Annotated in this window: 30 protein-coding genes; 11 read left to right on the top strand and 19 right to left on the bottom strand. The window is 68.9% G+C overall.

Annotation, left to right across the window (positions count from 1 at the left end):
* Window positions 1-10 precede the first annotated feature (10 nt).
* A complete protein-coding gene (locus AB4070_RS17385; protein WP_441981200.1) occupies window positions 11-1,027 on the top strand; it encodes an ABC transporter substrate-binding protein in 1,017 nt (338 codons plus the stop codon).
* Between the two features lie 45 nt (window positions 1,028-1,072).
* Here AB4070_RS17385 and AB4070_RS17380 read toward each other — a convergent pair whose 3' ends face one another.
* From AB4070_RS17380 to AB4070_RS17355, 6 genes are read right to left on the bottom strand one after another with little or no spacing between them, the layout of a single operon-like run.
* Entirely contained in the window at window positions 1,073-1,336 is a 264-nt protein-coding gene (locus AB4070_RS17380) for a type II toxin-antitoxin system RelE family toxin (protein WP_441981199.1), read from the bottom strand.
* Entirely contained in the window at window positions 1,333-1,593 is a 261-nt protein-coding gene (locus tag AB4070_RS17375) for a type II toxin-antitoxin system prevent-host-death family antitoxin (RefSeq protein WP_441981198.1), read from the bottom strand. Before AB4070_RS17375 ends, AB4070_RS17380 begins: the two co-directional genes overlap by 4 nt.
* 47 nt (window positions 1,594-1,640) lie before the next feature.
* The gene (locus AB4070_RS17370) at window positions 1,641-2,030 is read right to left on the bottom strand and encodes a VOC family protein (protein ID WP_441981197.1); all 390 of its coding nucleotides are present in this window, start codon (window positions 2,028-2,030) and stop codon (window positions 1,641-1,643) included.
* A 54-nt stretch (window positions 2,031-2,084) separates the two neighbouring features.
* Entirely contained in the window at window positions 2,085-3,032 is a 948-nt protein-coding gene (locus AB4070_RS17365; RefSeq protein ID WP_441981196.1) for a D-alanine--D-alanine ligase family protein, read from the bottom strand.
* The gene (gene alr, locus AB4070_RS17360; RefSeq protein WP_441981195.1) at window positions 3,029-4,153 is read right to left on the bottom strand and encodes an alanine racemase; all 1,125 of its coding nucleotides are present in this window, start codon (window positions 4,151-4,153) and stop codon (window positions 3,029-3,031) included. Before alr ends, AB4070_RS17365 begins: the two co-directional genes overlap by 4 nt.
* Window positions 4,150-4,812, bottom strand: coding sequence for a M15 family metallopeptidase (locus AB4070_RS17355; protein WP_441981194.1), 663 nt, complete (start codon window positions 4,810-4,812; stop codon window positions 4,150-4,152). The genes alr and AB4070_RS17355 overlap by 4 nt, the downstream gene beginning before the upstream one ends.
* Window positions 4,813-4,899: 87 nt before the next feature.
* Here AB4070_RS17355 and AB4070_RS17350 point away from each other — a divergent pair, with 87 nt between their 5' ends.
* Complete coding sequence (locus AB4070_RS17350; protein WP_046746904.1) at window positions 4,900-5,571, top strand: response regulator transcription factor; 672 nt, start codon at window positions 4,900-4,902, stop codon at window positions 5,569-5,571.
* A gap of 10 nt (window positions 5,572-5,581) precedes the next feature.
* The gene (locus AB4070_RS17345; RefSeq protein ID WP_441981193.1) at window positions 5,582-6,664 is read left to right on the top strand and encodes a sensor histidine kinase; all 1,083 of its coding nucleotides are present in this window, start codon (window positions 5,582-5,584) and stop codon (window positions 6,662-6,664) included.
* 102 nt (window positions 6,665-6,766) lie between these two features.
* Here the strand turns inward: AB4070_RS17345 and AB4070_RS17340 are convergent, their stop codons facing one another.
* Window positions 6,767-7,423: an FMN-dependent NADH-azoreductase gene (locus AB4070_RS17340; RefSeq protein ID WP_046746906.1), complete on the bottom strand. Its 657-nt coding sequence runs from the start codon at window positions 7,421-7,423 to the stop codon at window positions 6,767-6,769.
* Window positions 7,424-7,500: 77 nt separating this feature from the next.
* Here AB4070_RS17340 and AB4070_RS17335 point away from each other — a divergent pair, with 77 nt between their 5' ends.
* On the top strand, window positions 7,501-7,839 hold the full coding sequence (locus AB4070_RS17335) for a winged helix-turn-helix transcriptional regulator (RefSeq protein ID WP_282847480.1): 339 nt from the start codon (window positions 7,501-7,503) through the stop codon (window positions 7,837-7,839).
* A gap of 12 nt (window positions 7,840-7,851) precedes the next feature.
* Here the strand turns inward: AB4070_RS17335 and AB4070_RS17330 are convergent, their stop codons facing one another.
* Entirely contained in the window at window positions 7,852-9,372 is a 1,521-nt protein-coding gene (locus AB4070_RS17330; RefSeq protein ID WP_046746908.1) for an SDR family NAD(P)-dependent oxidoreductase, read from the bottom strand.
* Between the two features lie 106 nt (window positions 9,373-9,478).
* Here AB4070_RS17330 and AB4070_RS17325 point away from each other — a divergent pair, with 106 nt between their 5' ends.
* Window positions 9,479-9,760 carry an ArsR/SmtB family transcription factor gene (locus AB4070_RS17325; RefSeq protein ID WP_441981192.1) on the top strand — a complete coding sequence of 94 codons (282 nt, stop codon included), beginning with the start codon at window positions 9,479-9,481 and terminating at the stop codon, window positions 9,758-9,760.
* Window positions 9,757-10,149 carry a VOC family protein gene (locus AB4070_RS17320; protein ID WP_441981191.1) on the top strand — a complete coding sequence of 131 codons (393 nt, stop codon included), beginning with the start codon at window positions 9,757-9,759 and terminating at the stop codon, window positions 10,147-10,149. The genes AB4070_RS17325 and AB4070_RS17320 overlap by 4 nt, the downstream gene beginning before the upstream one ends.
* A gap of 6 nt (window positions 10,150-10,155) precedes the next feature.
* On the opposite strand, the gene AB4070_RS17315 is transcribed toward AB4070_RS17320, so the two are convergent.
* From AB4070_RS17315 to AB4070_RS17295, 5 genes are read right to left on the bottom strand one after another with little or no spacing between them, the layout of a single operon-like run.
* On the bottom strand, window positions 10,156-10,914 hold the full coding sequence (locus tag AB4070_RS17315; RefSeq protein ID WP_441981190.1) for an SDR family NAD(P)-dependent oxidoreductase: 759 nt from the start codon (window positions 10,912-10,914) through the stop codon (window positions 10,156-10,158).
* 50 nt (window positions 10,915-10,964) lie between these two features.
* Window positions 10,965-12,344 carry an ATP-NAD kinase family protein gene (locus tag AB4070_RS17310; protein ID WP_441981189.1) on the bottom strand — a complete coding sequence of 460 codons (1,380 nt, stop codon included), beginning with the start codon at window positions 12,342-12,344 and terminating at the stop codon, window positions 10,965-10,967.
* Between the two features lie 5 nt (window positions 12,345-12,349).
* On the bottom strand, window positions 12,350-13,936 hold the full coding sequence (gene gcvPB / locus AB4070_RS17305) for an aminomethyl-transferring glycine dehydrogenase subunit GcvPB (protein WP_441981188.1): 1,587 nt from the start codon (window positions 13,934-13,936) through the stop codon (window positions 12,350-12,352).
* Window positions 13,933-15,312 (bottom strand): aminomethyl-transferring glycine dehydrogenase subunit GcvPA, encoded by a 1,380-nt coding sequence (gcvPA, locus tag AB4070_RS17300; protein WP_441981187.1) that lies wholly within the window; start codon window positions 15,310-15,312, stop codon window positions 13,933-13,935. Before gcvPA ends, gcvPB begins: the two co-directional genes overlap by 4 nt.
* Window positions 15,309-17,408 carry a beta-galactosidase gene (locus tag AB4070_RS17295; RefSeq protein WP_441981186.1) on the bottom strand — a complete coding sequence of 700 codons (2,100 nt, stop codon included), beginning with the start codon at window positions 17,406-17,408 and terminating at the stop codon, window positions 15,309-15,311. Before AB4070_RS17295 ends, gcvPA begins: the two co-directional genes overlap by 4 nt.
* 148 nt (window positions 17,409-17,556) lie before the next feature.
* On the opposite strand from AB4070_RS17295, the gene AB4070_RS17290 reads away from it, so the two are divergent.
* From AB4070_RS17290 to AB4070_RS17275, 4 genes are all read left to right on the top strand, one after another.
* Window positions 17,557-18,213, top strand: coding sequence for a GntR family transcriptional regulator (locus tag AB4070_RS17290; protein ID WP_061015407.1), 657 nt, complete (start codon window positions 17,557-17,559; stop codon window positions 18,211-18,213).
* A 132-nt stretch (window positions 18,214-18,345) separates the two neighbouring features.
* Window positions 18,346-18,939, top strand: a complete 594-nt coding sequence (locus tag AB4070_RS17285) for a sulfite oxidase-like oxidoreductase (RefSeq protein WP_441981185.1) — start codon at window positions 18,346-18,348, stop codon at window positions 18,937-18,939.
* Window positions 18,936-19,661 (top strand): ferredoxin reductase, encoded by a 726-nt coding sequence (locus AB4070_RS17280; RefSeq protein WP_441981184.1) that lies wholly within the window; start codon window positions 18,936-18,938, stop codon window positions 19,659-19,661. Before AB4070_RS17285 ends, AB4070_RS17280 begins: the two co-directional genes overlap by 4 nt.
* The gene (locus AB4070_RS17275) at window positions 19,661-19,933 is read left to right on the top strand and encodes a DUF6510 family protein (protein ID WP_441981183.1); all 273 of its coding nucleotides are present in this window, start codon (window positions 19,661-19,663) and stop codon (window positions 19,931-19,933) included. Before AB4070_RS17280 ends, AB4070_RS17275 begins: the two co-directional genes overlap by 1 nt.
* 36 nt (window positions 19,934-19,969) lie before the next feature.
* Here AB4070_RS17275 and AB4070_RS17270 read toward each other — a convergent pair whose 3' ends face one another.
* From AB4070_RS17270 to AB4070_RS17250, 5 genes are read right to left on the bottom strand one after another with little or no spacing between them, the layout of a single operon-like run.
* Entirely contained in the window at window positions 19,970-20,479 is a 510-nt protein-coding gene (locus AB4070_RS17270; RefSeq protein WP_441981182.1) for a GNAT family N-acetyltransferase, read from the bottom strand.
* 46 nt (window positions 20,480-20,525) lie between these two features.
* The gene (locus AB4070_RS17265; protein ID WP_441981181.1) at window positions 20,526-22,163 is read right to left on the bottom strand and encodes an amylo-alpha-1,6-glucosidase; all 1,638 of its coding nucleotides are present in this window, start codon (window positions 22,161-22,163) and stop codon (window positions 20,526-20,528) included.
* Window positions 22,163-23,107, bottom strand: a complete 945-nt coding sequence (locus AB4070_RS17260; RefSeq protein ID WP_441981180.1) for a carbohydrate ABC transporter permease — start codon at window positions 23,105-23,107, stop codon at window positions 22,163-22,165. Before AB4070_RS17260 ends, AB4070_RS17265 begins: the two co-directional genes overlap by 1 nt.
* Window positions 23,104-24,066, bottom strand: a complete 963-nt coding sequence (locus tag AB4070_RS17255; RefSeq protein WP_441981179.1) for a carbohydrate ABC transporter permease — start codon at window positions 24,064-24,066, stop codon at window positions 23,104-23,106. Before AB4070_RS17255 ends, AB4070_RS17260 begins: the two co-directional genes overlap by 4 nt.
* A 2-nt stretch (window positions 24,067-24,068) precedes the next feature.
* Window positions 24,069-25,385: an ABC transporter substrate-binding protein gene (locus AB4070_RS17250; protein WP_282847464.1), complete on the bottom strand. Its 1,317-nt coding sequence runs from the start codon at window positions 25,383-25,385 to the stop codon at window positions 24,069-24,071.
* A 162-nt stretch (window positions 25,386-25,547) separates the two neighbouring features.
* Here AB4070_RS17250 and AB4070_RS17245 point away from each other — a divergent pair, with 162 nt between their 5' ends.
* Entirely contained in the window at window positions 25,548-25,991 is a 444-nt protein-coding gene (locus AB4070_RS17245; RefSeq protein ID WP_441981178.1) for a hypothetical protein, read from the top strand.
* A gap of 35 nt (window positions 25,992-26,026) precedes the next feature.
* Here the strand turns inward: AB4070_RS17245 and AB4070_RS17240 are convergent, their stop codons facing one another.
* Complete coding sequence (locus AB4070_RS17240) at window positions 26,027-26,437, bottom strand: hypothetical protein (protein WP_441981177.1); 411 nt, start codon at window positions 26,435-26,437, stop codon at window positions 26,027-26,029.
* Between the last annotated feature and the right edge of the window lie 193 nt (window positions 26,438-26,630).

Genomic DNA, 26,630 nt, shown 5'->3' with positions numbered 1-26,630 from the left:
GAGAAGAAGAATGACACCACGTACCCGACCCGCCCGCCTGCTCGCCGCCGCCTCCGTCGGCCTCGGCGCGATCGTCCTCACCGCCTGCGGCAGCGGCGTCTCCACGGGAGCAGCGCCCGCCGCCTCCGGGGAGGCGATCAGCATCGAGAACTGCGGCCGCACGGTCGAGATCCCGGCCACGCCGACGGCCGTCGTCGGGCTGCACCCCTCGCAGACCGAGCTGCTGCTGCGCCTGGGTCTCGCCGATTCGCTCGTCGGACAGGCGCAGGCCACCGCGGAGGAACTGCCGAGCGACGTCGCAGACCTCGCGGCCGATGTGCCCGTCATCGGCGGAGACGCCCCGCCTAGCCGGGAGGAACTGCTCGCCGTCGAACCCGACTTCGTCTACTCGCCGACCACCTACGAGTTCACCGCGGAACAGGGCTTCGCCAGCATCGAGCAGCTCTCCGAGGCCGGCGTCGCCGCGTACACCGCGACCGGCGGATGCTTCGACCGACGCATGGAGGGCACGGTCGACGACCTGTTCATCGACCTCGAGAACCTCGGCGAGATCTTCCACGTCGAGGACGAGGCGGACGACCTGATCGAGTCGTCCAAGGCCGAGCTCGCGACCGTCGATGCGGCGCTCGAAGGCAAGGACCGCCCCCGCGTTGCTCAGGTCTTCGTGGAGGGGACGACCCTCACCGCGATCGGCGCCGGCATCGAGTACGACATCCTGAAGCGCGCCGGTGCCGACAACGTCTTCACGCCGGACGACCCCGCGTTCTCCGACTTCTTCGCCGCCGAGATCACCCCGGAATCGCTCGCGTCGGAGGCGCCGGACGCGATCGTCTTCGCGGTGTCCGACCCCGCGCACGAGGCGGCCGTCCGCTCCTACCTCGCCGCGACGTTCCCCGACATGCCCGCCGTGCGCGACGGTCGACTGATCGCGGTGCCCTCGACCGACCTGTTCCCCGGCACACTCGGCAACGTCTCGGCCGTGCGACTGATCGCCGAGGGCCTCCACCCGGACGTCGTCTTCGACTGAGTTGCCCGCATCCCCGGAGAGCACACGCTCTTCGGGGATGCGGCGTCAGATCTCGTAGACGTCTCGGCGGTGGGCGACACGCACCACAGTCACGAGCACCTGAGCGTCGATCACCTCGTAGAGAACGCGGTAGTCGCCGATGCGCACCCGCCAGGCATTGTCATAGCCGGAGAGCTTGCGGACACCGGGAGGGCGGGGCTCCCGTTCCAGCTCAGCGATGCCGACGAGAATCCGTCGACGGATCTGCGCGTCGAGTTTGCGTATCTCCTTAGCGGCCGCTGCGGTGAATTCGACCCGATAGCTCGTCACGCAACTTCCGTGATGAGCTCATCGAGCGACACCCGCTGTCCATCATCCGCCGCCTTGGCCGCCGCGAACTCGGCCGCATCGCGAGCAGCCTCGAGTTCTTCGAGCAGTTCCAGATCAGCCACGCTGATCACGACGGCCGTGAGCTTCCCGTGACGGGTGACGCCCACGCGCTCGGAACCGTAGGCGACACCTCCGAGAACGTCGGCCAAGCTGTCGCGAAGATCCTTCGACGGGACGTTTCGGCTGATCGTGTTCATAACGCAATTCTACCCCTTATGTACATAAGAGGGAGACGATACGTGAATCACGCCTGCATGACGGCGAGGACGTTGCCCGCGGGGTCGCGGAACCATGCGATGTCCGGTCCCCGCCCGTTGCCGCGGACGATGCCGCGCTCGTCGGAGGGGAACTCCTCGTCGCTGTAGATCTTCGTCTGCACGCCCCGGGCGATGAGCTCGTCCACGGCGGCGTCGACATCCGCCACCGGGAAGTTCAGGATCGTGAAGCTCGCCGGCGCGTGGTTCGGCTTCGAGTACACGAGGATCGAGCCGCCGCGGGGCAGACGCAGGTCGAGGAACCCCATCGCGTTGCGCTCGACATCGAGCCCGAGCGTCGTGCCGTAGAAGTCCTCCGCCGCGTCGATGTCATCGACGCTGAATCCGCTGAACGCGTTGTCCGCTGTGAATGCTGCCATGGCTCCAGCATCCGCCTCCCGGGCTCGCTTGTCGATGCCTTCTCGACTCCGCTCTCACACCGCGGCGCGCACGAGCCTGCCGACCAGGTCGACGTAATCCACTCCCGCAGCCGCGAACATCCGCGGCACTTGCGACGCCGCGGTCAGCCCCGGCATCGTGTTGACCTCGTTCAGCAGGGGACCCCTATCCGTGAGGAAGAAGTCCATCCGCGCGACGCCGTCGCACCCCAGGGCGTCGAACATCGCGATCGCAGCGCGCTTCAGGGACGCCGCCTCGCCCGCATCGAGCTGCGCCGGCACCGTGAAACGCGCACTCCCGTCGTACTTCGTCGCCGTGTCGAAGAGTCCGGTCGCGTGGATCTCCAGCGGCGGAGCCGCCCACCGGATGCCCCCCTTCTCGCGCAGCACGGCCACGTCGATCTCCCGCGCTCGGATGACCTCCTCGACGAGGATGCGTCGGTCGAATCGCGCCGCCTCATGCAGCGCGGCGAGCAGACCGTCCTCCTGGGTCACGAGACTCACGCCGTGACTCGACCCCGCCGAGACCGGTTTCACGACGACCTCGCCGTCGAACTCCACATCCCCGATGTCGTCCGCCGAGATCAGCCGCCCGCGGGCGGTCCCGATCCCCACGGCGTCCGCCACCAGCTTCGTCGCCCATTTGTCCATGCCGATCGCACCGGCGCGCAGCCCCGAGCCCACCACGCGCACTCCGGCGAGGGCGCAGAGAGCCGCCAGCGCCCCGTCTTCGCCGAGCGCACCGTGTACGGCCGGGAAGACCACGTCCGAGCGCGTGAGCAGCGGAAGCGCGAGCGCCAGCGACTCGGCGGCGGATCCCCCGTTCGGGCGCCCGTCGACGCGCCAGATGCCGTCTCGATCGATGGTCACGCACGTCACGTCGTGATCCCCCAGCCGCAGAGCTGCGGCGACCGCGGCCGCCGACGCCAACGACACGTCGTGCTCGGCATTCTGCCCTCCCCCGATGACCAGCACCCTCGTCATGACGCACTCCTCCGCACTCGCGCTCCGATCCCGGTGACGATGGTGTGCGGTATCGTCCCCGCCCACCGCGCCCACTCCTGCACCGAGGGCACCGCACCCCCGTCCGGGCCGAACACGGTCGCGACCGTGCCGCGCGGGAACAGGGCGGCCCCGGTGTCGACCACGATCTGATCCATCGACACCCGTCCGACGATCGGATGCCGCACGCCGCCGATCTCGACACCGGCGCCAGGCGCGAGCTCTCGCGGGATCCCATCGGCGTACCCGACGCCCACGACCGCGAGGTGCGTCTCCGTACGGCTGACATGCGTTCCCGCATACCCGACAGCCGTGCCCGCCGGGGCGAGAGCCCCGTGCACGACGGGCGCGGTCCATCGCGAAGCCCCGACCAGTGGCGTCATCCCCGAGGGGTCGATCCCGACGAGTCCTGCGCCGATCCGCACCATCCCGAAATGGGTCGCGGGATCGGTCAGCGCCCCCGACGTCGCCGCCAGATGCACGAGCACCGGTCCGAGGCCGGCACGCAGGACCGCATCCCTGCCCTGCCGCATGCGCAGCACGGCCGCCGCGTTCGCGCCCGGATCGCCTTCGTCGGCACGCGGCAGATGACCCATGACCCCCACGACCTCGATCCGCCCTCTGCCGGCGCGCGCCAGTCGGAACAGCTCGGGCCACTCGTCCAGCGGACACCCGCCGCGGGCCATCCCGGTGTCCAGATGCAGGTGCACCCTGACCGGGCGCGACGCGTCAGAACTCAGCTGGCGAAGCTCTTCGGCCGAGCCCACCGCGATGTCGATGCGATGCTCCGCCGCCGCCTCGGCGTCGATGCCCGCCGGGTTCAGCCAGGAGAGGATGGGCACCGTGAGTCCGGCCTCGCGGAGTGCGACGCCCTCGGCGACCTGCGTCACCCCGAGCCACTCAGCGCCCGCCGCGACCGCAGCCGTTGCCACGACGACGGCACCGTGTCCGTAGCCGTCGGCCTTCACGACGGCCATGATCGGCACCGGAGTCGCCGCCCTGACGATCCGGAGGTTCTCGGCGACGGCGTCGGGGAGCGTCGTCAGCGTCGGTGCGTGCAGGCGCGAGGCGATGGCGGGACGAGGGGCGGTCATGGTGGTCATCGCTGCATCCTCGGGTCTTCGGTGGGATCGGCATACATCTCGGGGCACCCCTGATCGATCGCCTCGGGGCGCAGCTCGTAGTGCCATGACTCGTTCGCGTAGGTCTGGCACAGTCCGTAGTCGGAGCCGTACTGGGCGAGCCAGTCGAGCGTGGGCAGGGGGCCGACGTCCACGGCGTCGCCCGACACGTGCGCCGACGTCTGCGGCGTCGCCACCCAGCGGCGCGCTTCGTCCTCCGACCCGTAGTCGGCGATCGCGTCCTGGAGCATCCGCTCCTGCAGCCCCGGCGAGCGCCATCCGCTGTTCACCAGGAACGTGACGCCATCGCGCTCGGCATCCGAGGCCGCCCGCTGCAGGGCGTCGAGCAGCGCGGGGTCGAGGTTGCCGACCGCGACGCGGTCCACATCGAACACCGTGGGCTGATCCCCGTCACGGATCGCCCCGTCGGCGTCGCCCGGCACGTCGACGGGCTCCACGTCGTCGGGCACCGGGGTCGGCACGGGCGTGGGGAGCGTCTTCGCCGTGTCGGCGAAAGCCACGGACAACGACTGCTGCACCGCGAACGCCAGGATCACGGCGGCGGCGAGCGCGACCGCGACGCCGGCGACCCGACGGCGACGGCGTGCCCGCGGCGGGAGGGACGAGCTGTTGGTGTTCATGCTCCCAGTGAAGAAGGGAGCCGGTTGCCAGGGCGTATGCGCTTTTCCATATGTTCGCGATATGCCGGGGTGCGTAGGATCGCTGCCATGCGTGTGCTGATCGTCGAGGACGAGCCCTACCTCGCCGAGGCGATCCGCGATGGGCTGCGCCTCGAGGCGATCGCGGCCGATATCGCGGGCCACGGCGACACGGCGCTGGAGCTGCTGAGCATCAACTCCTACGACCTCGCCGTGCTCGACCGCGACGTGCCGGGACCCTCCGGCGACGACATCGCCCGCTGGATCGTCGCGTCGGGAAGCGGCATCCCCATCCTCATGCTCACCGCAGCCGACCGCCTCGACGACAAGGCGAGCGGCTTCGAGATCGGTGCGGACGACTACCTCACCAAGCCGTTCGAGATGCGCGAGCTGGTGCTGCGTCTGCGTGCCCTCGACCGTCGCCGCCAGCGCAGTCGGCCTCCGGTGCTGGAGGTCTCCGGCCTTCGCCTCGATCCGTTCCGCCGCGAGGTGTACCGCGACGACCGCTACGTGGCACTCACCCGCAAGCAGTTCGCCGTGCTGGAGGTGCTCGTCGACGCCGAGGGCGGTGTCGTCAGCGCGGAGGAGCTGCTCGAGCGCGCCTGGGACGAGAACGCCGACCCGTTCACGAACGCCGTGCGCATCACGGTCTCCTCGCTGCGCAAGCGCCTGGGAGAGCCGTGGATCATCCTCACCGTCCCGGGTGTCGGGTACCGGATCGGAACGGATGCCGATGCCTAGGCGCCGCGGGATGAGCGCTCGCCTCAAGCTCACCCTCAGCTACGCGGCGGTCGTGCTGGTGTCGGGGCTGCTGCTCCTCGCCGCGGTGGCCCTGTACCTGCTGCGGTATGTGCCGGACGTGCAGATCCCCTACTTCGAGGTCCGCGTGCCGAACCGCTCCGACCTGATCAGGGCGTTCGTCCCGGTCGCGTCGATGGTCATGGTCGCCCTCCTGGCGCTGGGTCTGGGTGGCGGGTGGCTGCTCGCCGGACGGATGCTGGCACCTCTGGAACGCATCGGCGATGCGGCGAGGCTGGCCGCGCAGGGATCGCTCTCGCACCGGATCGCGCTCCCCGGCCCTCGCGACGAGTTCCGCGACCTGGCCGATGTCTTCGACTCGATGCTCGAGCAGCTCGAAGCCCACGTCGCCGAGCAGCAGCGGTTCGCCGCGAACGCCTCGCACGAGCTGCGCACGCCTCTCGCGATCTCGCAGGCCCTGCTCGAGGTCGCGCGCGATGACCCGGAACGTGACGTCGACGCGCTGATCGACCGCCTGCAGGAGGTCAACACTCGCGCGATCGACCTGACCGAGGCGCTGCTGCTGCTGAGCCGGGCGGACAGACGGACCTTTCCGCGCGAGGTCGTCGACATGTCCCTCCTCGCGGAGGAGGCCGTCGAGGCCCTGGTGCCGCTTGCCGACCGCCGAGGAGTCGCGATGGAGGTCGGCGGTGCACCCGCGTCGGTGCTCGGGTCGGCGGCGCTGCTGCCGCAGCTGGTCATGAACCTCGTCCTCAACGCGATCGTGCACAACCTGCCCTCCGGCGGTGCCGTGGCCGTGCGCACGCACTCGATGCCGCACGCGGTCGCACTGGTCGTGGAGAACACCGGCGAGCATCTGCCGGCACACCGCGTGGCGACGCTCGTGGAGCCGTTCCAGCGTGGTGCGGAGCGCACCCGCGGCGACGACCATGCGGGGGCGGGGCTCGGCCTCGCGATCGTCGACCGCATCACGCAGGCTCACGGCGGCACGCTCGTCCTCACCCCGCGGACGGATGGCGGTCTGATCGTGACCGTGTGGCTGCCGCACCCGTATCCGATGGAGCTTCCCGGCTGAACGACCGTCCTCCGGTGTCTCGAATCGCGCAGATGGTCGGATGCCGGGCACAGAACGAACCATCTGCGCGATTCGAAGACGGCGAAGTCGACCCCGCGGGGCTCAGGCCACCCGCGGGTCGCGTGTCGCGGCGAGCTCGCGGCCGTAGGTGCGGGCGTCGGCTTCGGCGTTCTCCTTGAGCTCGCGCGCGGTGTCGGCGAATGCGTCGAGCGCCGGGTTGACGCCGACCAGTGTGAACGGACGCTGTACGACGCGCAGATCGAGACCCCAGACGTCTTCGAGCACGCGTCGCAGCCAGCCGGTCGAGTGGTCCCAGCCCTCCTTGGGCGAACCGGGCGCGTAGTTGCCGCCGAGCACGGTGACCAGGGTCGCCGGTTTGCCGTTCAATGCGGTGCCGGTCGGATCGATGCGCGCGTCGGTGTAGGCGAGATCGAACCAGGTCTTGAAGTGCTGCGAGACGCCGTAGTTGTAGAGCGGCACCGCGAACAGCAGAGCGTCGGCGCCGATGAGCTCGTCGGCGAACTGCGTCGCGAGCGCGCGAGCCTCGTTCTGCGCAGGGGTCCGCTGGGCCTCGTCGACGAATCCACCCGTCACGGCATCCGCCCACGCGGTCGCGGGCACGGGGTCGCTCGCCAGATCGCGACGGAAGACGGTCGAATCGGGGTGCGACGCGGTCCACTCGGCCTCGACGATGTCGGCGAGCGCACGACTGGCGGACGACGCGGGAAGGATGCTGGCATCCAGGCGGAACAGGGACATGGGCCTACCTCTCGTTTTCGTAGTCGCTCTGTTTTTCTTAGCGACATCGGTTAACGTAGCACGGGTAGGATGGGGCCATGGCCGAGGTCGACGAAGGACGCCAGGTGTGCGACGCCGCCGTCACACTGGCCTTCAGCGTGCTCGGGAAGCGGTGGAACGGCATGATCGTGTCGTCCCTCGGGGGCGGACCCACGACGTTCGTCTCACTCCGCCGCGCCGTGGACGGCATCAGCGACACCGTGCTCTCCGATCGCCTGGCGGAGCTCGCCGACGCCGGACTCGTCGCGCGCACGGTCGATGCCGGTCCGCCCGTGACCGTGTCGTACGCGCTCACGCCCGCGGGAGAAGGACTGCTGCCGATCCTGAACCAGCTCGGGCAGTGGGCCTCGGCGAACCTCGCCGAGCGCGCGCACTGACCCGAACTTCCCTCACCAGGGGCTGGGCTCGTAGTCCTTAAGGAACACGCCGTGGATGTCGTCCCCGGCCTCGCCGCGCACGATCGGGTCGTACACACGCGCCGCGCCGTCGACCAGGTCGAGCGGGGCGTGGAAGCCCTCTTCGGCGAGGCGCACCTTCGTGTAGTGCGGGCGCTCGTCGGTGATCCACCCGGTGTCGACGGCGGTCATCAGGATGCCGTCCTTCTCGAGCATCTCGCCCGCGCTGGTGCGGGTGAGCATGTTGAGCGCGGCCTTGGCCATGTTCGTGTGCGGGTGGCCAGGGCCCTTGTAGCGGCGGGAGAACTGTCCCTCCATCGCCGAGACGTTGACCACGTACTTGCGGTGCGCATCGGACGCGGCCATCGAGGCGCGCAGACGGCTGATAAGCAGGAACGGCGCGGTCGTGTTGGCGAGCTGCACCTCGAGCATCTCGAGCGGATCGACCTGCTCGATCGACTGCACCCAGCTGTTGACGCGGTTCACGTCGGGCACGAGCCCGCCGGCGTCGATCGCGGTGCCGTCGGCGTGCTTCTCGAGCGACGACGATCCGGGCGCCATCGCGAGGCGCGCGAGATCTTCGGCCGTGAGTGCCTGACCGCCCTGCTCGGCGACCGTGCCACCGAGCGCGGCCACAGACAGCAGCGGATGCGCATCGACCGAAGCCTGCAGCGCCTGCGGGTGCGGGTCGGCCGTGTGCCCGAAGGTCTCCATCTCGGGCAGCGGGCCATCGGGCAACGGCTGCAGCTCGGCATCCGCCAACAGGGAGTACGCACCCGGCGAGCGGCGCACGGTCTGCGCGGCGTTGTTGATCAGGATGTCGAGCGGGCCCTGAGCGGCGACAGAGTCCGCCAGGCCGATCACCTGGGCGGGGTCGCGCAGGTCGATGCCGACCACGCGCAGTCGATGCAGCCAGTCGGCCGAGTCGGGCAGGGCCGAGAAGCGCCGCACGGCGTCGCGCGGGAAGCGGGTCGTGATCGTGGTGTGCGCGCCGTCACGCAACAGCCGCAGCGCGATGTGCATGCCGATCTTGGCGCGGCCACCCGTGAGCAGGGCGCGCTTGCCGGTGAGGTCGGTGCGGGCGTTGCGCTTGCCGTGACTGAAGCGGGCGCAGTCCGGGCACAGCTGGTGATAGAAGGCGTCGACCTGTGTGTACGGCTGCTTGCAGATGTAGCAGTTGCGGGGCTTCAGCAGCTCGCCCGCGATCGGGGCGTCGACCACGCTGGTGGCGAGATCGTTGCCACGGGTCTCATCATCGATGCGGTCGGGGGCACCCGTGGCGGTGCGGGCCACCACGGCTTTGTCGGCCTCGGCGATCGCGTCACGGATCTGCTTGCGGCGCACCCGCTTCACGTCTTTGAACATCGCCGCGGTGGCCTGGCGCACCGCGATGAAGTCGGGGTGCTCGTTGTCGATCCGGTGCAGCTCGCGCAGCACACGCAGCGTGGTGGCGAGATCTTCGGGGTCGACGCCCGGTCCGAGGTCGGGTGCAGCGTCGGAGGGGGCGTCGGTCATTGTGCCGATTTTACGCGAGCATCCTGCACGCCAGCCCCGCGTCCTCCCCGCCTCCCGGACGAGGAGGGGGTTGATAGGCAAGTGGGCACTTGCCTATCATGGTGGTGTGGCAGACGTGTTCCGGGCGCTCGACGACGAGACGAGGCGACTCATCCTCGATGAGCTGTCGCGGCGGGACGGACAGACGCTGTTCGAGATCTGCACGACGCTCACGATGCAGCACGGCGCCTCACTGACCCGGCAGGCCGTGTCGCAGCACCTCGCCGTGCTGGAATCCGCCGGACTGATCTCCACGGAACGACGAGGCCGTTCCAAGTTCCACTACTTCCATCCGGAACCCATCGCCCGCATCGTCGAGCGGTGGCCGACCACACGGAGCATCCCATGAGAATCGAACTGACCAGCATCTTCGTCGATGACCAGCGCAAGGCCCTCGCCTTCTACACCGACGTGCTGGGCTTCACGAAGCACCATGACATCCCCCTCGGCGATGCCGCCTGGCTCACGGTGACCTCGCCCGAAGCGCCGGACGGACCCGAGCTCCTGCTCGAACCTTCCGGGCACCCCGCGGTCAAGCCCTACCGCGACGCGCTCGTCGAAGACGGCATCCCGCTCGCGCAGTTCGCCGTCGACGACCTCGCCGCCGAACACGCACGTCTGAGCGCGCTCGGCGTCGTGTTCACCCAGCCGCCGACCGACATCGGTACCGCCTGGGTCGCGGTCCTCGACGACACGTGCGGCAACCTGATCCAGCTGATCCAGATGAAGGCCGACTGACCGCGGCTACGCGATCCCGCCGCCGTCCACGACGAGCGCCGAGCCCGTGACGTACGAGGAGTCGTCGCTCGCCAGCCAGACCACGGCCTGGGCGACCTCGCTCGGCTCACCCATGCGTCGCAGCGGACGGTCGGCGGCCTCGGCGAGGAACGCGTTCGTGTCCTGTGCGAGCTGACGCGCCTCGTCGCGCAGCATCCCGGTGTTCACATCGCCGGGGTTGACCGAGTTCACCCGGATGCCGGCAGGACCGTGGTCGATCGCGAGTGCGCGGGTCATGTTCACGACCGCCCCCTTCGAGGCGCAGTACGAGATGGCCTGACCGCCACCCTTGAGACCCCAGCCCGATCCGGTGTTGATGATGGAGCCACCGCCCGCCGCCTCCATGATGGGCACGATGTGCTTGCACATCAGGAAGATCGAGCGCACGTTCACGCCGAACACGCGGTCCCACTCCTCGACGGTGGTCTCGACGGCGGTGGTGCGACGGATGATCCCGGCGTTGTTGAACACGACGTTCACACCGCCGAGTTCGGCCACGGAGGTCGCGATCACCCGCTCGATGTCGGACTCGCTCGCCACATCCGCCGCGATCGCGATGGCCGTGCCACCGGCCGCACGGATCTCCTCCGCGACGGCTTCGGCCGCATCCGCGTTCAGGTCGACGACGGCGACGGCCGCGCCCTCGGCGGCGAGCGCGAGCGACGTGGCGCGACCGATGCCGCCGGCACCGCCGGTGACGATGGCCTTCTTGTTCTCGAGACGCATGGGTTGTCCTTTCGGGTACGTGCAGACGGGTCTGCCGGGGGTCGGATGTGTCAGCTGAGAGAGAGTTCGGGTGCGGTCACGGCATAGAGACTGGTGGTGCCGACGCCGGTGATGATGCGCACGTGCCCGGCGAATCTCGCATCGAGTTCCGGGTCGCCGGAGTCGACGAGGAGCGGGCGTCCGTGCAGGTCGATGAGCTTCTGCTCGGGGGCGACGACGAGGAGAGGCTCGTCGCCGAGCGCGCGAAGAACAGGTGCCGAGAGCTGTTGGTTGCCGCGCCCGAGCAGGAATCCCTGCCCGCCGATGACGGTGACGACGGCCTGCGCCGGACCCTCGGCGATCTGGGCGCGCAACTCCTGCTCACTCGCACCGCGGACGAGGAGGGCACCGTCGAGAACGACGTCGACGCCGAGCGGGGAACCTTCGACGCCGAGCTGCCGAGCGATCTCCGCGGTCGTGCCGCCGGGGCCGAGCAGATAGCGCACGCCCGGTCGCATGCGGGAGACGGCCCCGTGAGCCGCGGCCTCGACCGCTGCCGCCTCGGTGACCGGTGTCGGCGCCTTGCGCGCCTGAGTGCGGCCCGCACGATGCGGCACCCGGAGCATTCCATACAGGGTGGGGTCGACGCGGGCGCGCCGCATCGCGGCCTCGTCGATGTCGAGAACCTCACGCTCTTCGGTCGGGAGGCCGCCGTGGTCGATCCAGTCCGCGGCGATCGATCCCGCCGCCCGCGGGCTGACCGCGAACACGGGCGAGTACATCTTCACGCCTGCCGGAACTCCGAGCACGGCCGGGGCCCGGAGCACCGCAGCCACCTGTGCGTAAAGGGGGATGAACGGAGCAGAACTCCGCGAACCGGGGCGACGACTCCCCGGATCGGTGGATTCCTCCTGAGTCGTGTACGCGGTGCCGACGGCACGGAGTCCGGCGACCGCGTCCCGCAGCGTCCCATCCCCACCGACCACGAGGATCAGGTCGGCCCCGACCGCAGCGAGCGCCGCCACCGCGTGTGAGGTGTCGGCGCCGCCCGTCCCCGTCTCATCGCCGCCGTCCTCCCCCTGCGCCTCGTCGCCGACTGCACCAGATGCTGCCGAGTGCACGGGTCCTTCGCGTGTCGAAGCCGTGCACTCGGCGATAAGCCGTGCACTCGACGGAGTGGAAGTGGGAGCGGGAGCGGAAACGGGGGTGACGACGCGCGGTGCGAGTCCTGCGGCGCGCACCGCGTCAGCGCCCATGGCACCGGGCGCCGTCGCGATCACGAGCCCCGGATGCCGTTCGGCAAACGTCGTCAGGGCGAGGACCGCCCGCTCCTGCACGCGCGAACGGGCCCCGCGCGCGATTGCGAGGCGTTGCACGTCCGCACCGTCGGAGCCGGCGAGGCCCGCGGGCCCGCCGACTCCGGCGACAGGGTTGACGACGAGTCCGATCATCGCGGTCAGTCCGCCCGTGCGGCCAGCTCCACCGCGTACTTCCGCTGGTATGCACGCCAGGTGATCACCCACCGCTCTGGGTCGTCCAGATCGTCATGGTGCGTGTGGTGCACGGTCTGGTTGTGCGGGGCGGTGCGCACCACCTCCGGGGTGTCCCTGGCTTCGCGCGCCACTTCCGCGAGGGTCGCCGCATACTCGTCGAGCTCGGCCATCGAGTACGACTCGGTCGGCTCGAGCGTGAACGGCTGCGGCACCACGTAGGGGTGGTGACTCGTCCAGTAGTGCATCCCGAAGTCGGACATGCGCACGCCGATCTCCTCCGACGAGATGCCGGTCTCCTGATACAGCTCCTCCCACGAGTAGCGCACCTGCTCGATGCGGCGGCGACCGGTGGCATACGGTGCCGAGGCCCCGGGGATCGCGAGCACGCGATCCATCAGATAGTTGTTGTTCAGCACGGCGGTCTCCGCGGCGGCCAGCAGCCCCGGAGCCCCCAGTGCCATGATCCACGAGTAGGCCTTCACGAGCGCGGGGATGACCCCGAAGAACGGACCGACCGCGCCGATCGAGAGCTCCCCCGCCTCGGCCACCCCGAAGGTCCCGTCGTCGTCGCGCACCACGCGCGGTCCCGGCAGGAACGGAGCCAGTGCCGCGCTCACGGCGTTCGCACCGGATCCCGGTCCGCCGCTGCCGTGCGGGGTGCCGAAGGTCTTGTGCAGGTTGAAGTGGCACACGTCGAAGCCGGCGTCGCGGGCGCGCGTGACGCCGAGGATGCCGTTGGCGTTGGCCTGGTCGTACGAGGCGAGGGCTCCGACCGCGTGCGCGGCGTCGACCCACTCCCGGATCGCCGGATTGTAGATGCCGGTGTCCTCCGGGTTCGTGACCATGATCGCCGCGGTGCGGGGCGACAGGGCGGCCTTCAACGCGTCGAGCGACGGATAGCCCTCGGCATCGGGGTAGACCGTGATGACCTCGTAGCCTGCAGCCTTCGCGGCGGCCGCGTTCGAGGGGTGGCTGAAGATCGTGGTGATGACCTCGCGACGCTGCTCGCCTTCGCCGTTCGCCTCATGGAAGGCCCGGATCATGGCGATGTTCGACCAGATCGCCGCCGAGCCTCCCTGGGTGTGCAGCGACACCTCGTCCATGCCGGAGATCTCGGCGAGGATCCGCTCCAGCTGCCAGACGATCTCGAGCACACCCTGCGCATCTGCCGGATCCTGGTGCGGGTGCATCGCGGTGAGCTGCGGGGTGTTCGCGAGCTGGTCGTTGATCTTCGGGGCGTACTTCATGGTGCAGGTGCCCTGGCCGATGTCGACGTTGAAGTCGGCACCGAGGTTCTCCTGCGACAGCCGCAGGTAGTGCTTGAGCACCCGCATCTGCCCCATCTCGGGCAGCGCGGGACGGGTCGGGCGACGCAGTGAGGCCGGCAGGGCGGCGACCACATCGCCCACCGCCTCGCGCACGCCCGGCTCGACCTGCGACACCAGCACGCCGCGTTCACCGGGCGTGGTCAGCTCGAAGATGATCGGTTCGTCCCAGCGGGCCTGCTGGAATCGGCGGAGCGCCGGCTTGGGCGCGACGGGGAGGCTCACTTCTGCTCCTCTGCGAGTTCGGGGGCGACGACCGCGGCGAGCGCGCCCGCCAGGGTATCGATGTCGGATTGGGAGACCAGTTCGGTGACGCAGACGAGCAGGCGGTGCTCGCCCACGACCACGCCGGGTTCGATGCCTCGGGCGCGGAGCGCCGTGACGACCTCCGCCGCGGGCACCGGGAGGGTCACCGTGAACTCACGCAGGTGCACGGCGCCGTCGTCGAGAGAGACACCGGGAACGGCAGCGAGTGCTTGCTGCGCATACCGGGTGCGGGCGAGCAGCACCTCGCCGAGCTCGGCCATGCCGGCGGGGCCCATCAGCGCGAGGTAGACACCGGCGGCGATGCCCCAGAGGGCCGCGGCCGTGCCGACCCATTCCTTCCCCTCCTCGCGGTGTGCGAACGAGGTGCGGTCGTAGGCCACGTCGCCGAAGCCGTACTCGCCGGGCACGTCGGTGGTGGCGAGGCCGAACAGCCGCGAAGGCATCTCCATCACGAACGCGGGGTCGTCGTGCACGGCGATGAAGCCGCCGTGGGCTCCACCGAACCACTGATGCAGGCCGAGGGACTGGATGTCTCCGGTCACGATGTCGGCACCGGAGGCCGAAGGCGGGGTGAGCACCCCGTAGCCGATGGGATCGGTGCCGACCACGAGCACGGCGCCGGCGGCGTGCGCGGCATCCGCGATCTCCTGCAGCGCCGCTTCGACGGCTCCGGTGGCACTGGGAGTCTCGACCCACACGGCGGCGACATCGTCGCCGAGAGCGGCCCTGATCCCCTCCACGTCGGCCGTTCCGTTCACCGATGGCACCTGCTCGAGGGTCAGGTGCGCCCGCACGTAGTCGTGCACCTTCGCGAGCTTCGCCGGCAGCACGTCGCTGACCACCAGCACGCGCCCGCGACCGGTGAGACGCCCCGACATCGTGAGGCCCGTCGCCGTGGCCTGGTAGCCGTCGTAGACCGGGACGTTCACGACGTCCATCTCCAACAGCTCCGCCATCAGCGACTGGTACTGGAACAGGGCCTGGAAGCGGCCGTGGTCCTCGTAGGGTTCGCCGGCGTAGGCGGTCAGGAACTCGCTGCGGCCGATGACCTCATCCACCACGGCGGGCACGTAGTGGTTGTAGGTGCCAGCGCCGAGGAAGCTCAGCCGCTCCTCGGTCGAGCGGTTCTTGGCGAGCAGCCCGCGCACGTGACGGGCGAGGTCTTGCTCGGCCACGAACGGTGCCGGCAGATCGAGCGCCCGGCCGAGTCGCAGCGACTCCGGCACATCGGCGTAGAACTCGTCGACCGACGCGGCGCCGACGGCCGCGAGCATCGCCGCCCTCGACTCGGGGGCGGTGTTGGGGATGTACGGATGCACGAACGGGGTGGTCATGCGTCCTCCTTCACGTCATCAGCGCCCGAAGGCGGGGTCAGGGTGGCAAGAGAGAGGGTGTCGGCACGGGGAGCGGCGAGCACCGCGACGCCGAAGCGTTCGAGCTCCAGACGGCCCGCATAACGCACGCCGGTGAGCAGGTCCACGCCCGGCGACGGGATCTCGAACGCGACGGGCGAGCGCCCGTGATTCAGGTAGAACGTGTAGTCGGTGGCGTCGTCGGACCGGGTGACGACCTCGACATCGACGTCCGTCCGCTCGCGAGCGGGGAGGCCAGCGGTGCGCAGCACGTCGCGGAACACCGTGAGCAGACCGTCCGGTTCGAACATCGCACTGACGTACCAGGCCGTGCCGTCCCCCGCCGTGCGACAGGTCACGGCAGGCCGTCCGTCGAGCTCACCGCTCGCGTAGGTCCCGCGCACGTCGACATCGTCGTCGACCTCGATCCACTCGCTCCACGCCGGCACGCTCAGGATCTCGCCGGCGACGTCGATGCGCTCCGTCAGACCGTCGGCGATCGGCCACTGCTCGTCGACCTCGATGCCGAGCAGGTCGCGCAGCAGCCCGGGCGCTCCACCGTCATGCACCTTCTCGGTGGCATCCACCACTCCCGAGAACGGCCCGACCACGAGGTGACCTCCGCGCTCGACGAAGGATCGCAGCGCGTCGGCCTGCGGCTGCTCCACGATGTAGAGGTTCGGCACCACGACCACGTCGTATCGGTCGAACGGTCCTGTCGCCCGCACCGCATCCACCGGCTGGCCGAGCGTGTACAGCGCCCGGTGCCAGGCACGCGCCTGCTGTGCCCACTGCAGCCGCTGGGAGGGCAGCGATTCTGCGGCGCCGGTGCCCCACCAGGAGTCCCAGTCCACGACGAGGGCGACGCGCGAGCGCACGCGGGTCCCTCGCACCGGCTCGAGCTTCTTGAGCTCGTTGCCCAGCGCCTTGGTCTCCCGGAAGCTGCGCGATCGCTCGCCGCGATGGCCGAGCATCGAGGAGTGGAACTTCTCCTGGCCGTACTTCGCCTGTCGCCACTGGAAGAACATCACGGCATCGGAGCCGTGGGCGACGGCCTGCAGGCTCTCGACGCGGATCTTTCCCGGGGCCTTGGGCACGTTCACGTCACGCCAGCTCGTAGCGCTCGCCGACGACTCCAGCAGCAGCCACGGCTGTCCGTCCTTGAGCGAGCGCATCAGTCCGTAGTTGAGGGCGGCGCCGACGTGCGAGGTCGGGTCGGCCGGTTCGGGGTAGGCGTCATCGGTCACGACGTCTTCCACGGCGGCGAAGTCCCAGTAGTTCAGATCGCGGAACATGCTCATGAAGTTCGTTGTCACCGCGATGTCGGGGGTGACCTCGCGCAGCACGTCGATCTCCAGCTGGAACAGCTCCAGCAGCGCATCCGACGAGAAGCGCTCGAAGTCGAGCAGCTTGGTGGGGTTGACCGGGCCGGGAGCCTTCTTCGGCGTCTCGATGTGCTCCCATGAGGTGTAGCGCTGACCCCACACGTTCACGCCCCAGGCCTCGTTCAGACCGTCGAGATCGCCGTAGCGGTCCCGCAGCCAGCGACGGAAGTGGCGGGCCGACTCGGGGCACCAGCAGCGCGAGGTGTGGTCGCCGTATTCGTTCGAGATGTGCCACATCGCGAGTCCCGGATGCTCGCCGTAGCGCTTGGCCATGGCCTTGGCCATGCGGACGACGTTCTCGCGCCAGATCGGAGATGAGGGGCAGTACGTCTGGCGGGAGCCGAACTCGAGCCGGTGGCCATCCGCGTCCCACGGCGCCATCTCGGGGTGCGCGCGCAGCAGCCACGACGGCGGGGTCGCGGTGGCGGTGGCGAGGTCGATCGCGATGCCGGCTTCCCACAGCAGGTCGATGATGCGATCGAGCCAGGCCCAGTCGAAGATGCCGGGCTCCGGCTCCAGCTGGGGCCAGCTGAAGATCGGCAGGCTCACCATGTTCACGCCGGCTTCACGCATCAGCCGGATGTCTTCGTGCCAGGTCTCTTCCGACCACTGATCGGGGTTGTAGTCGCCGCCGTAGGCGAGGGCGTCGAGGCGGACGCGTCGGGTGGGCTGGTCGCCACCGGGTGCGGGCACGAAGTCTCCTCTCTGAGTCATCACCGGCTGATCCCGCCGGGCACTGGTGCAAATCCGGGATCAGCTGTATTCTGTATACACACACTAAGACGTCGTCAGAGGCCCGTCAACCCATAGGCTGACGGGCAGGCGGCAGAAGAGGGGACGCATGGCGATCGAACGCAAGAACCTGCGCTCGCAGGTTCGGCAGGAGCTGCTGACCCGCATGCGCGCCGGACTCGTGCAGCCCGGCGAGGGCATCAACGAGGTGCAGCTCGCCACCGAGCTCGGCGTGAGCCGCACCCCGCTTCGCGAGGCGCTCATCGCCCTCGAATCCGAAGGACAGATCGAGAGCGAGAACGGCAAGGGCTTCCGCTTCGTCCCGCTCAGCGCCTCGGAGTTCCGCGACCTCGCCCCCGTGATGGCGGCCCTGGAGAGCCTCGCCCTCGAGCTGAGTCCGCCCGACGAGCTGCGTCGCATCGGCGCGCAGCTCAAGGAGATGGCCGATGCCTTCGCCGACGAGCTCGTCGAACATCAGCTCGTCATCACCAAGGACGACGAGTGGCACAGCATGATGCTGTCCGCCTGCCCGAACGCCCGTCTGCTCGCCGTGATCGACAACGTGCGCAGCTCGTTCCACCGCTACGAGTCGCTCCTCGTGCCCGAAGACGTCAAGGTCGAACGCGTCGCCGCCGAGCACGCCGAGATCGCCCGGCACCTCGCCGACGGCGACATCCCCGGCGCCGTCGAAGCGCTCAAGCTCAACTGGATGCACGGCATGCAGCGCATCCTCGACAACGCCACGAGCTCCTACTTCACGGCGTAGTCCTTCTCCACCACACGCTCTCCTGTTCCCGGCTCGACGCGACCCTCCCTCGCCCCGGGCACCCTCCGCGGAGTACCGTCTGAACCAGTACGCCTGACGCGCAGGGTCGCATCCACCGACAGGAGCAAGATCATGGCCGTGATTTCCCGAGGCTTCGGCGCTCGACGCCGCGAGAGCACCCCCGAGCTCCCGCCGGGGCAGTATCTCACCGAGGACTTCCCCGTGCTCTCCGCGGGACCGACGCCGAACATCCACATGTCGGAGTGGAGCTTCGGCATCCGCAACGAGGTCGGCGAGGTCGTCTCCTGGACGTGGGATCAACTGCACGAGCTGCCCATCGAAGACGTACGCACCGATATCCACTGCGTGACGCGATGGTCGAAGCTCGCCACCTCCTGGCGCGGGGTCTCCCTCGACACGCTCTTCGACGGGATCGACACCGCCGCCTCCTTCGCGATGGCGCATTCCTACGGCGGGTACACCACGAACATCCCCCTCGACGATCTGCTCGGCGGGCAGTCGTGGATCGCGTTCGAGTTCGAGGGCGAACCGCTCGCCCCGGAGCACGGCGGCCCCGCTCGGCTGATCGTGCCGCACCTCTACTTCTGGAAGAGCGCGAAGTGGCTCAGGGCACTCACCCTGATGGAGGAGGACGCTCCGGGCTTCTGGGAGCAGAACGGCTACAACATGCACGGCGATCCGTGGACGGAGGAACGCTATTGGTGACGGTCGGCGGCTGGCGTGAGGCGCGGGTGACGGGCGCGCACGCCGAGACGGATTCTGCTCGCACGATCCGACTCAGCGTGCCGGGCTGGCCGGGGAGCGACCCGGGACAGCACGTCGATGTCCGTCTCACCGCCGAAGACGGCTACCAGGCGGTCCGCTCCTATTCGCTCGCCTCCTTCGGGGACAGCGAGACGATCGAACTCGCGGTCGACGAGATCCCCGACGGGGAGGTCTCCCCGTACCTGGTGCGCGACGTCCGCGTCGGCGACGAGCTCGAGGTGAAGGGCCCACTGGGGAGATACTTCGTCTGGCAGCCCGAAACACCCGGTCCCGTGCAGCTCATCGCCGGTGGATCCGGCATCGTGCCGCTGATGTCGATGGTGCGGGCGGCTCAGGCCGCAGGGGCGACCGACGCGGTCAGGTTGCTCTACTCGGTGCGGGCTCCGCACGAAGCCCTCTATCGCAGTGAGCTCGAGGCGGCACCCGCAGGGGCGGCAGCGGATGTGCGATGGGCGTTCACCCGTTCCGCTCCTGACGGATGGGCGGGGACCGTCGGACGTGTCACCGAAGAGGTGCTCCGGGATGCCACCTGGCCACCCGAGCGCGCTCCCCTGGTCTTCGTGTGCGGGCCCACCGGGTTCGTCGAGCATGTGGCCGACCTGCTGGTCGGCCTCGGGCATGCGCCGGAACGCGTGCGCACCGAACGATTCGGAGGAAAGTGATGGATGCTGCCGCCCCCGCACAGACCGTCGACGGAAACGCGATCGCCGGCATGCTCTGGGACCTCTTCGGCGCGGACGTCACCGCGCTGGTCGGCACCTGCGGCGGTTGCGGCGCGCTCGCGGCCCTCGCCGAGACCGTGGTCGAGCTCGATCGCCACGCCGCCATCGTGCGGTGCCGCACCTGCACCCGCACGCTCTTCACCGTGCTGCAGTCCCCCGACGGCACGTCGATGCGCGTCGGGCTGCTGCAGTCCCTCCACTCCTCCGGGTAGCACCGCGGGGCATCCCGCTCCCGATGACGGAGCCGGTCATCGATCTTCTGACGGGGACGGCGCATCCAGCTTCTTCGCCAACTGGTGGTGGGCGTAGGGCGAGTCGGAGAAGGGCGCGACCGGTTCATACCCGAGTCGCTGGTAGAGCCGATGCGCCTCGGCGAGGTCGCGACGCACGGTCAGCCGGAGAGTGTGCAGACCGCGCTCGGCACTCATCGATTCGAGTTCGTGGATCAGGGAGCGGCCGACCCCACGCCCGCGCGCGGCGGGGGCGATGTACACCCGCGTGATCTCGCCCGCTCCCGGTCCGACGAATCGAACGCCTCCGCAGCCGACCGCCTGGGCGCCGTCTCGAACGACGAGCAGGAACCCGGTATCGCCCCGGAGGTCGTCGCTCGGGTCGCTCTCCATCTCCTGCTCGACCTCCGCCGCGGTGGCCGGCCGATCCCAGTAGCGCCCGATGACTTCCGCGAAGAAGGCCTCCAGGACGCCTCGCCCTTCCGGTGAGCGCGGGTCTTCGAGCGTGATCGTGAGCGGCTCATGCATCACATCAGCTAACCAGGATCATGCCTGGCCCCCACATCGAAGGCGCTCACCGCGACAGCGTCACCGCCAGGTCGATGAAGAGCGCAGCCGACCAGCCGAACGCGGTCGTCGCCGTGCGTGCCTTCTGCCCCGTGTGCGGGTTGAAGTACTCGTGCGGACCACCGCCGTGGATCACCAGCGCCACGGCCTGCTCGCGCAGGTCACGCGCCCGCTCGGCGTATCCCGAAGCCTCGAGCCCTTCCGCGACGAGCATGCTCGTGTTGACCCACACCGGCCCACGCCACATGCGCTCGTCCGAGAAGTCGGGGTCGGAGACCGAGACGGTGGGCAGCCCCCAAGCGAGGGCGAACCGAGAAGGATCGTCGACGGCCGCACGCAGTTTCTCGGCGATAGGAGTCGGCAGCGTGCCCGTGAGCAGCGGCATCAACCCGACGACGGTGTCGCTGAGCTGCGGCTCCCCTCCGCCGAACGCGAGGAAACGCTCCCGCTCGGCATCCCACATGCGCAGCAGCAGCTCTTGCGTGGCCGCCGCCCTCTCGCGGAACCGCGTCACGTCGGTATCCGGCTCGTACTTCTCCAGCAGCGACGCGAGTTCCCGATCCTGGCGCACGAGATACGCCCCGAGGTCGGGAGCCGCGGTGGGCAGCGGTCCGTCGAAGATCGGGCTGTCGTCGAGGCCTGAGGAGTACGGGTGGCCATACTCCGGCATCTCGTCGCGGTCGAGGTCGCTCGCGGCGAACCACCAGTCCTGCGAGCGGACGACGCGGGCCAGTTGCGTGCGCGCATAGTCGGGAGCATCCTCGACCTCGAGCACCTTGCGCAGCGCCCACGCGGCGAGCGGTGGTTTCGTCAGGGGCACGGGCGCGCTCGGGTCGGCGATCTGCGAGCCGGCGCGACGCAGGTTGGCGCGGTCGCTCTCGGGCAGATCATCGCTGGTGGCCAGCACCCCGAGCTCGTGCACCACGTCGGGCAGCTGCCCGTCGGACTGGGCGAACCGGAAGGCGATGTCGAGTTGTTCGCGCGCGAGCTCCGGGTCGCCGTGTCGCAACCCGACGGCGATGAAGTACGCATCCCACTGCCACAGGCCGACATAGCCGATCTTCGACGGGACGATCGCTCTGGCGTCGCCGAGCGAGGGCAGCTCGATGATGTTCGCTCCGAGCACCCACCAGCAGAACGCGGCCATCTCCTGCAGGTCGTCGCGCACTGTCGGACACTTCGCGAACCAGTCGCCCCAGACCTCCTCCGTCGTTGCGAGCGCCGCAGCATGGTCGCCGGGTTCGACGACCACGGCACGATCGGCATCGATGCGGAGTCGAAGACCGTCACCGAGCGGATGCTCGTCCACACTCCCGTCCGGTCGCCGCAGCCGCACCCGCAACCCGGGTTCTCCCCCGAGGCTCAGCGTCGACGGATCGGCGAACGTCAGCGTCGCCGCAGCATCCCCGAAGGTCACCCGCGCCGGATGCACGTCGACCACCGGATGCACAGCTCCCGCCGCATCCACCACAGCCAGCGCATCCAGTACACGGCATTCCGACAGCCGCCTCTCGTACTCCGAGGTGTGCACCCGCACGCCTTCCCCGTCCTCCGCACGGAACACGAGCACCCGCGAGCGTGGCAGCGTGAACGGGGTGGTGACGAGGTCGAGGTGACGCCCGGCGAGCGCTGCAGCATCCGTCATCATCGTCCTCCGAGTCCCGATGCCGCCATGCTGTTGAGGATCTTGCGCTGACCGATCACGAACACGATCAGCATCGGCACGGTGGCGATCGCGGAGGCCGCCATCACGAGGCCGTAGTTGACCGATCCCTGCTGGCTCTCGAACGCGTTCAGCAGCAGCGGAACCGTGAACAGGTCGGGCGAGTTCAGCAGCACCAGGGGGAACAGGAAGGCGTTCCAGACGTCGAGCGCCACGATGATGCTGAGGGCTGCGAGACCGGGCTTGAGGTTCGGAAGCACGACGCTCCAGAAGATGCGCCAGCGGCCGGCGCCGTCGACGATGGCCGCCTCTTCGAGCTCACGCGGCAGCGCCAGCACGAACTGACGCATCAGGAACACCGCGAACGGGTTCGCCATGATCCCCGGCACGATCAGCGCGAGATGCGAGTCGACCCAACCGAGGTTCGACATCAGCAGGTAGAACGGGATCAGCGTCACCTGCTTCGGGATCATCTGCGTCGCCAGGAAGACGATGAAGAGCACCTTGCTGCCGCGGAACCGGATGCGCGCGAACGCATAGCCGGCCATCGAGGCCGTGAGCAGGGTGCCCACCACCACCAGGATCGCGATGTAGGCGCTGTTCAGGTACGCCTGACCGAACGGCACCGCGTTCCACGCCTCGGTGTAGTTGTCGAAGGTCCACGGGTCGGGCAGGAACTGCAGGGGGTTCTTCAGCAGCTGCGGCAGCGTCTTGAACGAGGTCAGCAGCATCCAGATGAACGGGAACACCATGCCGATCCCGGCGATGACGAGCACGACGTGCAGGACGGTCGAACCGAGCCAGCGGCGGGCGCGATCGGCGGCAGGTCCACCACGGCCACGCGAACGGTAGCCGGGCGCGGTGATCGCGATGGTGGAGTCGGTCGCCGGAGCGGGACCGGTGAGGGGAGGCGTCTGGATGCTCATGCGGGGTCATCCTCGTAGTGGACGAACTTCTTCTGCGCGCCGAACTGCACAGCGGTGATGACGAGGGTCAGCACGAGCAGGATGATGCTCGCGGCACTGGACGGACCGAACTCAAACCGCCCGAAGCCCAGATCGAAGATGTGGTAGACGATCGTGCGGGTGGCGTTGTCGGGGCCCGCGTCCTGCACGAGCACGTAGACGGTGTCGAACGTCTGCAGGGAGGAAATGAAGGCAACCACAGAAGAGAAGAACACGATCGGCGAGAGCAGCGGCAGGCGGATGCTGGTGAACAGCCGCCACGGGCCGGCGCCGTCGATCCGTGCCGCCTCGATCACCGAGGGCGAGATGTTCTGCAGGCCGGCGAGGAAGATCACCACGTTCAGGCCCATCGACGACCAGATCGTGACGATGCAGACGGCGAGGAGGGCGAGCTTCGGATCCTGCAGCCAATCCGGAGGGGTGACCCCGAAGACCTTCGAGATCGTCGTGGACAGCAGGCCGTCGGAGCGGAACATCTGCTGCCAGATCATCGCCACGGCCACCGTCGACGTCACGACGGGCGCGAAGAACAGGATCAGGTAGAGCGTGCGCGTCTTGAGCTTCTCGAGCGCGACCGCCACGATCACCGAGAGGCCCAGGCCGATGGGGACCGTGACGATCGCGATGATGAGCGTGTTGATGATCGCCCGCCACAGCAGCGGATCCGTCAACTGGTCGGCGAAGTTCGCGAATCCCACCCACGTGAGGTCGGACAGACCGTCCCAGTCGGCGAAAGCCAGCACCAGGCTGGCCGCGAACGGCAGCACGACGAACAGGCCCATGCCGAGCAGCTGCGGGCCGACGAAGACGTACCCCCACCGCCGATCACGGCGGCGCCAGAGTGCCTCCTTGCGCAGGGGCGGGGCGGATGCCGCAGGGGTGACCTGCGGCATCCGCCCGTTCTCGGTGACAGTGCTCACGCCTACTTCTCCGACCGGTCCTTGACCACGTCGGCGATCGTGTCGAGGGTGGCCTGCGCGTCGGTCTTGCCCTGGTAGAGCTTCAGGAATTCGTCCGCGATCGCGGTCGGCAGACCCGGCACGCGCGCCTCGGCGGGGTAGTCCTCGAATCCGATGTCGCGCATGTCGAGGAAGGTCTGCGCATGCGCGGGGTAGTCACCCTCGAGCACCACGTCGTCTGCACCCTTGATCGACGGGACGGCATTGCCGCCGCCCTGCAGACGGAAGGTCTGCCCCTCGGCCGAGAGGAACTCGGTCCAGAACGTGAATGCGGCGTCCTTCACCTTGGTCTTGCCGTTGATGGCGAGGAAGCTGGTCGCGACACCGGTCGGAGCGGCTTCGCCGTCGGGAGTCGGCCACTGCACGATGTCGTAGCTGTCCTGCTCGCCCGTCGCGTTCACCGTGCCGATCGTGTAGCGACCCTGCACGAAGAAGCCGGCCTTGTGCGTCACGAACACGCTGTCGGCCCCGGCACCGTCCGGCAGGGTGTCTGCGACGACGAAGGTGCCGTCTTCGAACAGGTCGCCGAGCTGCTGCACGGACTCGACGGTGTCGGCATCCTTGTTCGCCACGAACGCGCCAGAGTCGTCGTACGGGGCGTCGAGGCCCTGCGACGACAGCCAGCTCCAGTGGGTCGCCCAGTAGTTCCAATACATCGTGCCCGTCAGGCCCGCGTCGTGGAGCTTCTTGTTCATCTCGAGGAACTTGTCCGTCGTCCACTCGCCGTTCTCGGCCAGGGTCGCCGGGTCCTCGGTGATGCCGGCGGCGGCGAGCGCCTGCTTGTCGTACCAGAACACGTCGGGGTTCGAGTCGTTCGGGGCGGCGTACACCTCGCCGTCGTTCTCGGCAGCGCCGAAGAGCCCGGGGAAGAAGTCGTCCTTCTTCGTCTTGCTGTCCTTCGAGTCCATCAGGTCGCTGAGCGGCATGAGCCGGTTCGAGTCGACGAACTGGCCGATCTTGTCGTCGCCCACGTAGAACACGTCGGGGGCGGTGTTGCTGGTGAGCTGGGCGAGCAGCTTGGAGTGGTAGTCGCCGTAGTCGGCCACGGGCTGCAGCTTGACCTTGATGTCGGGGTGGCGCTCCATGAAGTCCTTGTTGAACTCCTCGTAGCGCGTGAGCTCGTCGGCCGTGCCCCAGGTCGACCAGACGACGGTGGCGTTGCCGTCGGCGTCGACGCCTCCACCGCCTCCTCCACCCCCACCGCTGCACGCGGCGAGTCCGAGCGCCAGAGCACCGGCGGCCCCCAGTGCCAGAAACCGCGTCACGTTCGCACGTGCCATCTCGCTACCTCTTTCGTCATTGGAAGATCAGGTCGGGATCACCCCTTCGGGCGTATTGGTATTCTGTATACAAAACGCAATCCTGTCAAGGAATGGCGGCAGGGAAGGGAGCATCGAGACCATCCCGTGACGAACCAGCAGGGTATGACGCAGACTGGCTCCATGACCGATCCCGATCCGCACCTGCTCGACCTTGGACTCCTCCCGACGCCCTTCACCGCGGCCGAGATCCGTGATGCCATCGGCGCCGGAACCACGATCCATCTGCTCCTGGAAGGGCCGGACGGCCCACTCGCCGAACACGTCAACCGCTATCACGACGTGGACGACGAGGGCGCGACGCTCGACCGCTGGTCGGTCGACGACCCGAAGGCGGTGGTCTCGAACCGGGTGACGTGGCTCGAACTCCAGGGTCACTCCGCGTTCGATCCCGAGACGACGAGCGTGTCGACGGTGAGCCTGACGACTCCCCTCGGCGCACTCACCTGCCGCAGGTACGACACCGTCGACGGCGTCTTCTGGTTCTCGGTCGACCACCCGGGCATGCCGGTGCAGTTCGAATCCGACGGCCTGCGCACGACCGTGCTGAGCATCGAGCGCGACTGAGACGACGTGACCAGAGCTCCCGCGGCGTGCGGGGCTCAGTTCTCCGCGGGAACGGCGCCTTCCACGGGCTGCTGAACCCGGAGGGCCGAGTGCAGGTAGAACGCGCCTATCACCAGCGCCACCACGCCACCGATCAGGACCAACGTCGGATCGGGTACACCGAAGGCACCGAACGACGCGGCGACTCCCTGGATCAAGAAGAAGGCGCTGAGAAGAAGCGCGCTGCCTCGCGTGCTGGTCATCTTCCACCATGGACGCGGGGCATCCGATTCGCCGGCACCACGAAAGGTGCGCGCTGCGACGACGACGGCTGCCACGAGAGCCACGGTCGCCCACGCGAATCCGAGTTCGTAGCTGATGGCTGCGAGCGGAAACGCAGTGAGGGTGATCCCGATGACGAAGACGAGCAGGTACCCGACCTTGGCGGCCGGTGTCTTGATGCGCATGAGCCCCCTACATTCCTCCGCCCGACACACGACGAGCGACACTTCGCAAGGTAGCCGCTCCTCAGGGAGGCGTCTGTCGGCCATTCGGGGGACATCTCCTCAGTGCTCCGGAAATCTGCACCCCTGGTCCGATATGAAGCACGGTGAGGCGTCCGCGGAGGCGGCGGTCGCGTGACGGTGATTCAGAGGACGC

Origin of the sequence: Microbacterium sp. 2RAF4, assembly GCF_052115285.1 — a bacterium.
Taxonomy (GTDB): domain Bacteria; phylum Actinomycetota; class Actinomycetes; order Actinomycetales; family Microbacteriaceae; genus Microbacterium; species Microbacterium oxydans.
This window is presented reverse-complemented; position numbering and strand designations above follow the sequence as displayed.

Coding starts and splice junctions, on each gene's coding strand:
- AB4070_RS17385 (WP_441981200.1), top strand. CDS start 11: ATGACACCACGTACCCGACCCGCCCGCCTGCTCGCCGCCGCCTCCGTC.
- AB4070_RS17375 (WP_441981198.1), bottom strand. CDS start 1,593: ATGAACACGATCAGCCGAAACGTCCCGTCGAAGGATCTTCGCGACAGC.
- AB4070_RS17370 (WP_441981197.1), bottom strand. CDS start 2,030: ATGGCAGCATTCACAGCGGACAACGCGTTCAGCGGATTCAGCGTCGAT.
- AB4070_RS17365 (WP_441981196.1), bottom strand. CDS start 3,032: ATGACGAGGGTGCTGGTCATCGGGGGAGGGCAGAATGCCGAGCACGAC.
- alr (WP_441981195.1), bottom strand. CDS start 4,153: ATGACCACCATGACCGCCCCTCGTCCCGCCATCGCCTCGCGCCTGCAC.
- AB4070_RS17355 (WP_441981194.1), bottom strand. CDS start 4,812: ATGAACACCAACAGCTCGTCCCTCCCGCCGCGGGCACGCCGTCGCCGT.
- AB4070_RS17350 (WP_046746904.1), top strand. CDS start 4,900: ATGCGTGTGCTGATCGTCGAGGACGAGCCCTACCTCGCCGAGGCGATC.
- AB4070_RS17345 (WP_441981193.1), top strand. CDS start 5,582: ATGAGCGCTCGCCTCAAGCTCACCCTCAGCTACGCGGCGGTCGTGCTG.
- AB4070_RS17340 (WP_046746906.1), bottom strand. CDS start 7,423: ATGTCCCTGTTCCGCCTGGATGCCAGCATCCTTCCCGCGTCGTCCGCC.
- AB4070_RS17335 (WP_282847480.1), top strand. CDS start 7,501: ATGGCCGAGGTCGACGAAGGACGCCAGGTGTGCGACGCCGCCGTCACA.
- AB4070_RS17330 (WP_046746908.1), bottom strand. CDS start 9,372: ATGACCGACGCCCCCTCCGACGCTGCACCCGACCTCGGACCGGGCGTC.
- AB4070_RS17320 (WP_441981191.1), top strand. CDS start 9,757: ATGAGAATCGAACTGACCAGCATCTTCGTCGATGACCAGCGCAAGGCC.
- AB4070_RS17315 (WP_441981190.1), bottom strand. CDS start 10,914: ATGCGTCTCGAGAACAAGAAGGCCATCGTCACCGGCGGTGCCGGCGGC.
- AB4070_RS17310 (WP_441981189.1), bottom strand. CDS start 12,344: ATGATCGGACTCGTCGTCAACCCTGTCGCCGGAGTCGGCGGGCCCGCG.
- gcvPA (WP_441981187.1), bottom strand. CDS start 15,312: ATGACCACCCCGTTCGTGCATCCGTACATCCCCAACACCGCCCCCGAG.
- AB4070_RS17290 (WP_061015407.1), top strand. CDS start 17,557: ATGGCGATCGAACGCAAGAACCTGCGCTCGCAGGTTCGGCAGGAGCTG.
- AB4070_RS17285 (WP_441981185.1), top strand. CDS start 18,346: ATGGCCGTGATTTCCCGAGGCTTCGGCGCTCGACGCCGCGAGAGCACC.
- AB4070_RS17275 (WP_441981183.1), top strand. CDS start 19,661: ATGGATGCTGCCGCCCCCGCACAGACCGTCGACGGAAACGCGATCGCC.
- AB4070_RS17270 (WP_441981182.1), bottom strand. CDS start 20,479: ATGCATGAGCCGCTCACGATCACGCTCGAAGACCCGCGCTCACCGGAA.
- AB4070_RS17265 (WP_441981181.1), bottom strand. CDS start 22,163: ATGACGGATGCTGCAGCGCTCGCCGGGCGTCACCTCGACCTCGTCACC.
- AB4070_RS17260 (WP_441981180.1), bottom strand. CDS start 23,107: ATGAGCATCCAGACGCCTCCCCTCACCGGTCCCGCTCCGGCGACCGAC.
- AB4070_RS17250 (WP_282847464.1), bottom strand. CDS start 25,385: ATGGCACGTGCGAACGTGACGCGGTTTCTGGCACTGGGGGCCGCCGGT.
- AB4070_RS17245 (WP_441981178.1), top strand. CDS start 25,548: ATGACCGATCCCGATCCGCACCTGCTCGACCTTGGACTCCTCCCGACG.
- AB4070_RS17240 (WP_441981177.1), bottom strand. CDS start 26,437: ATGCGCATCAAGACACCGGCCGCCAAGGTCGGGTACCTGCTCGTCTTC.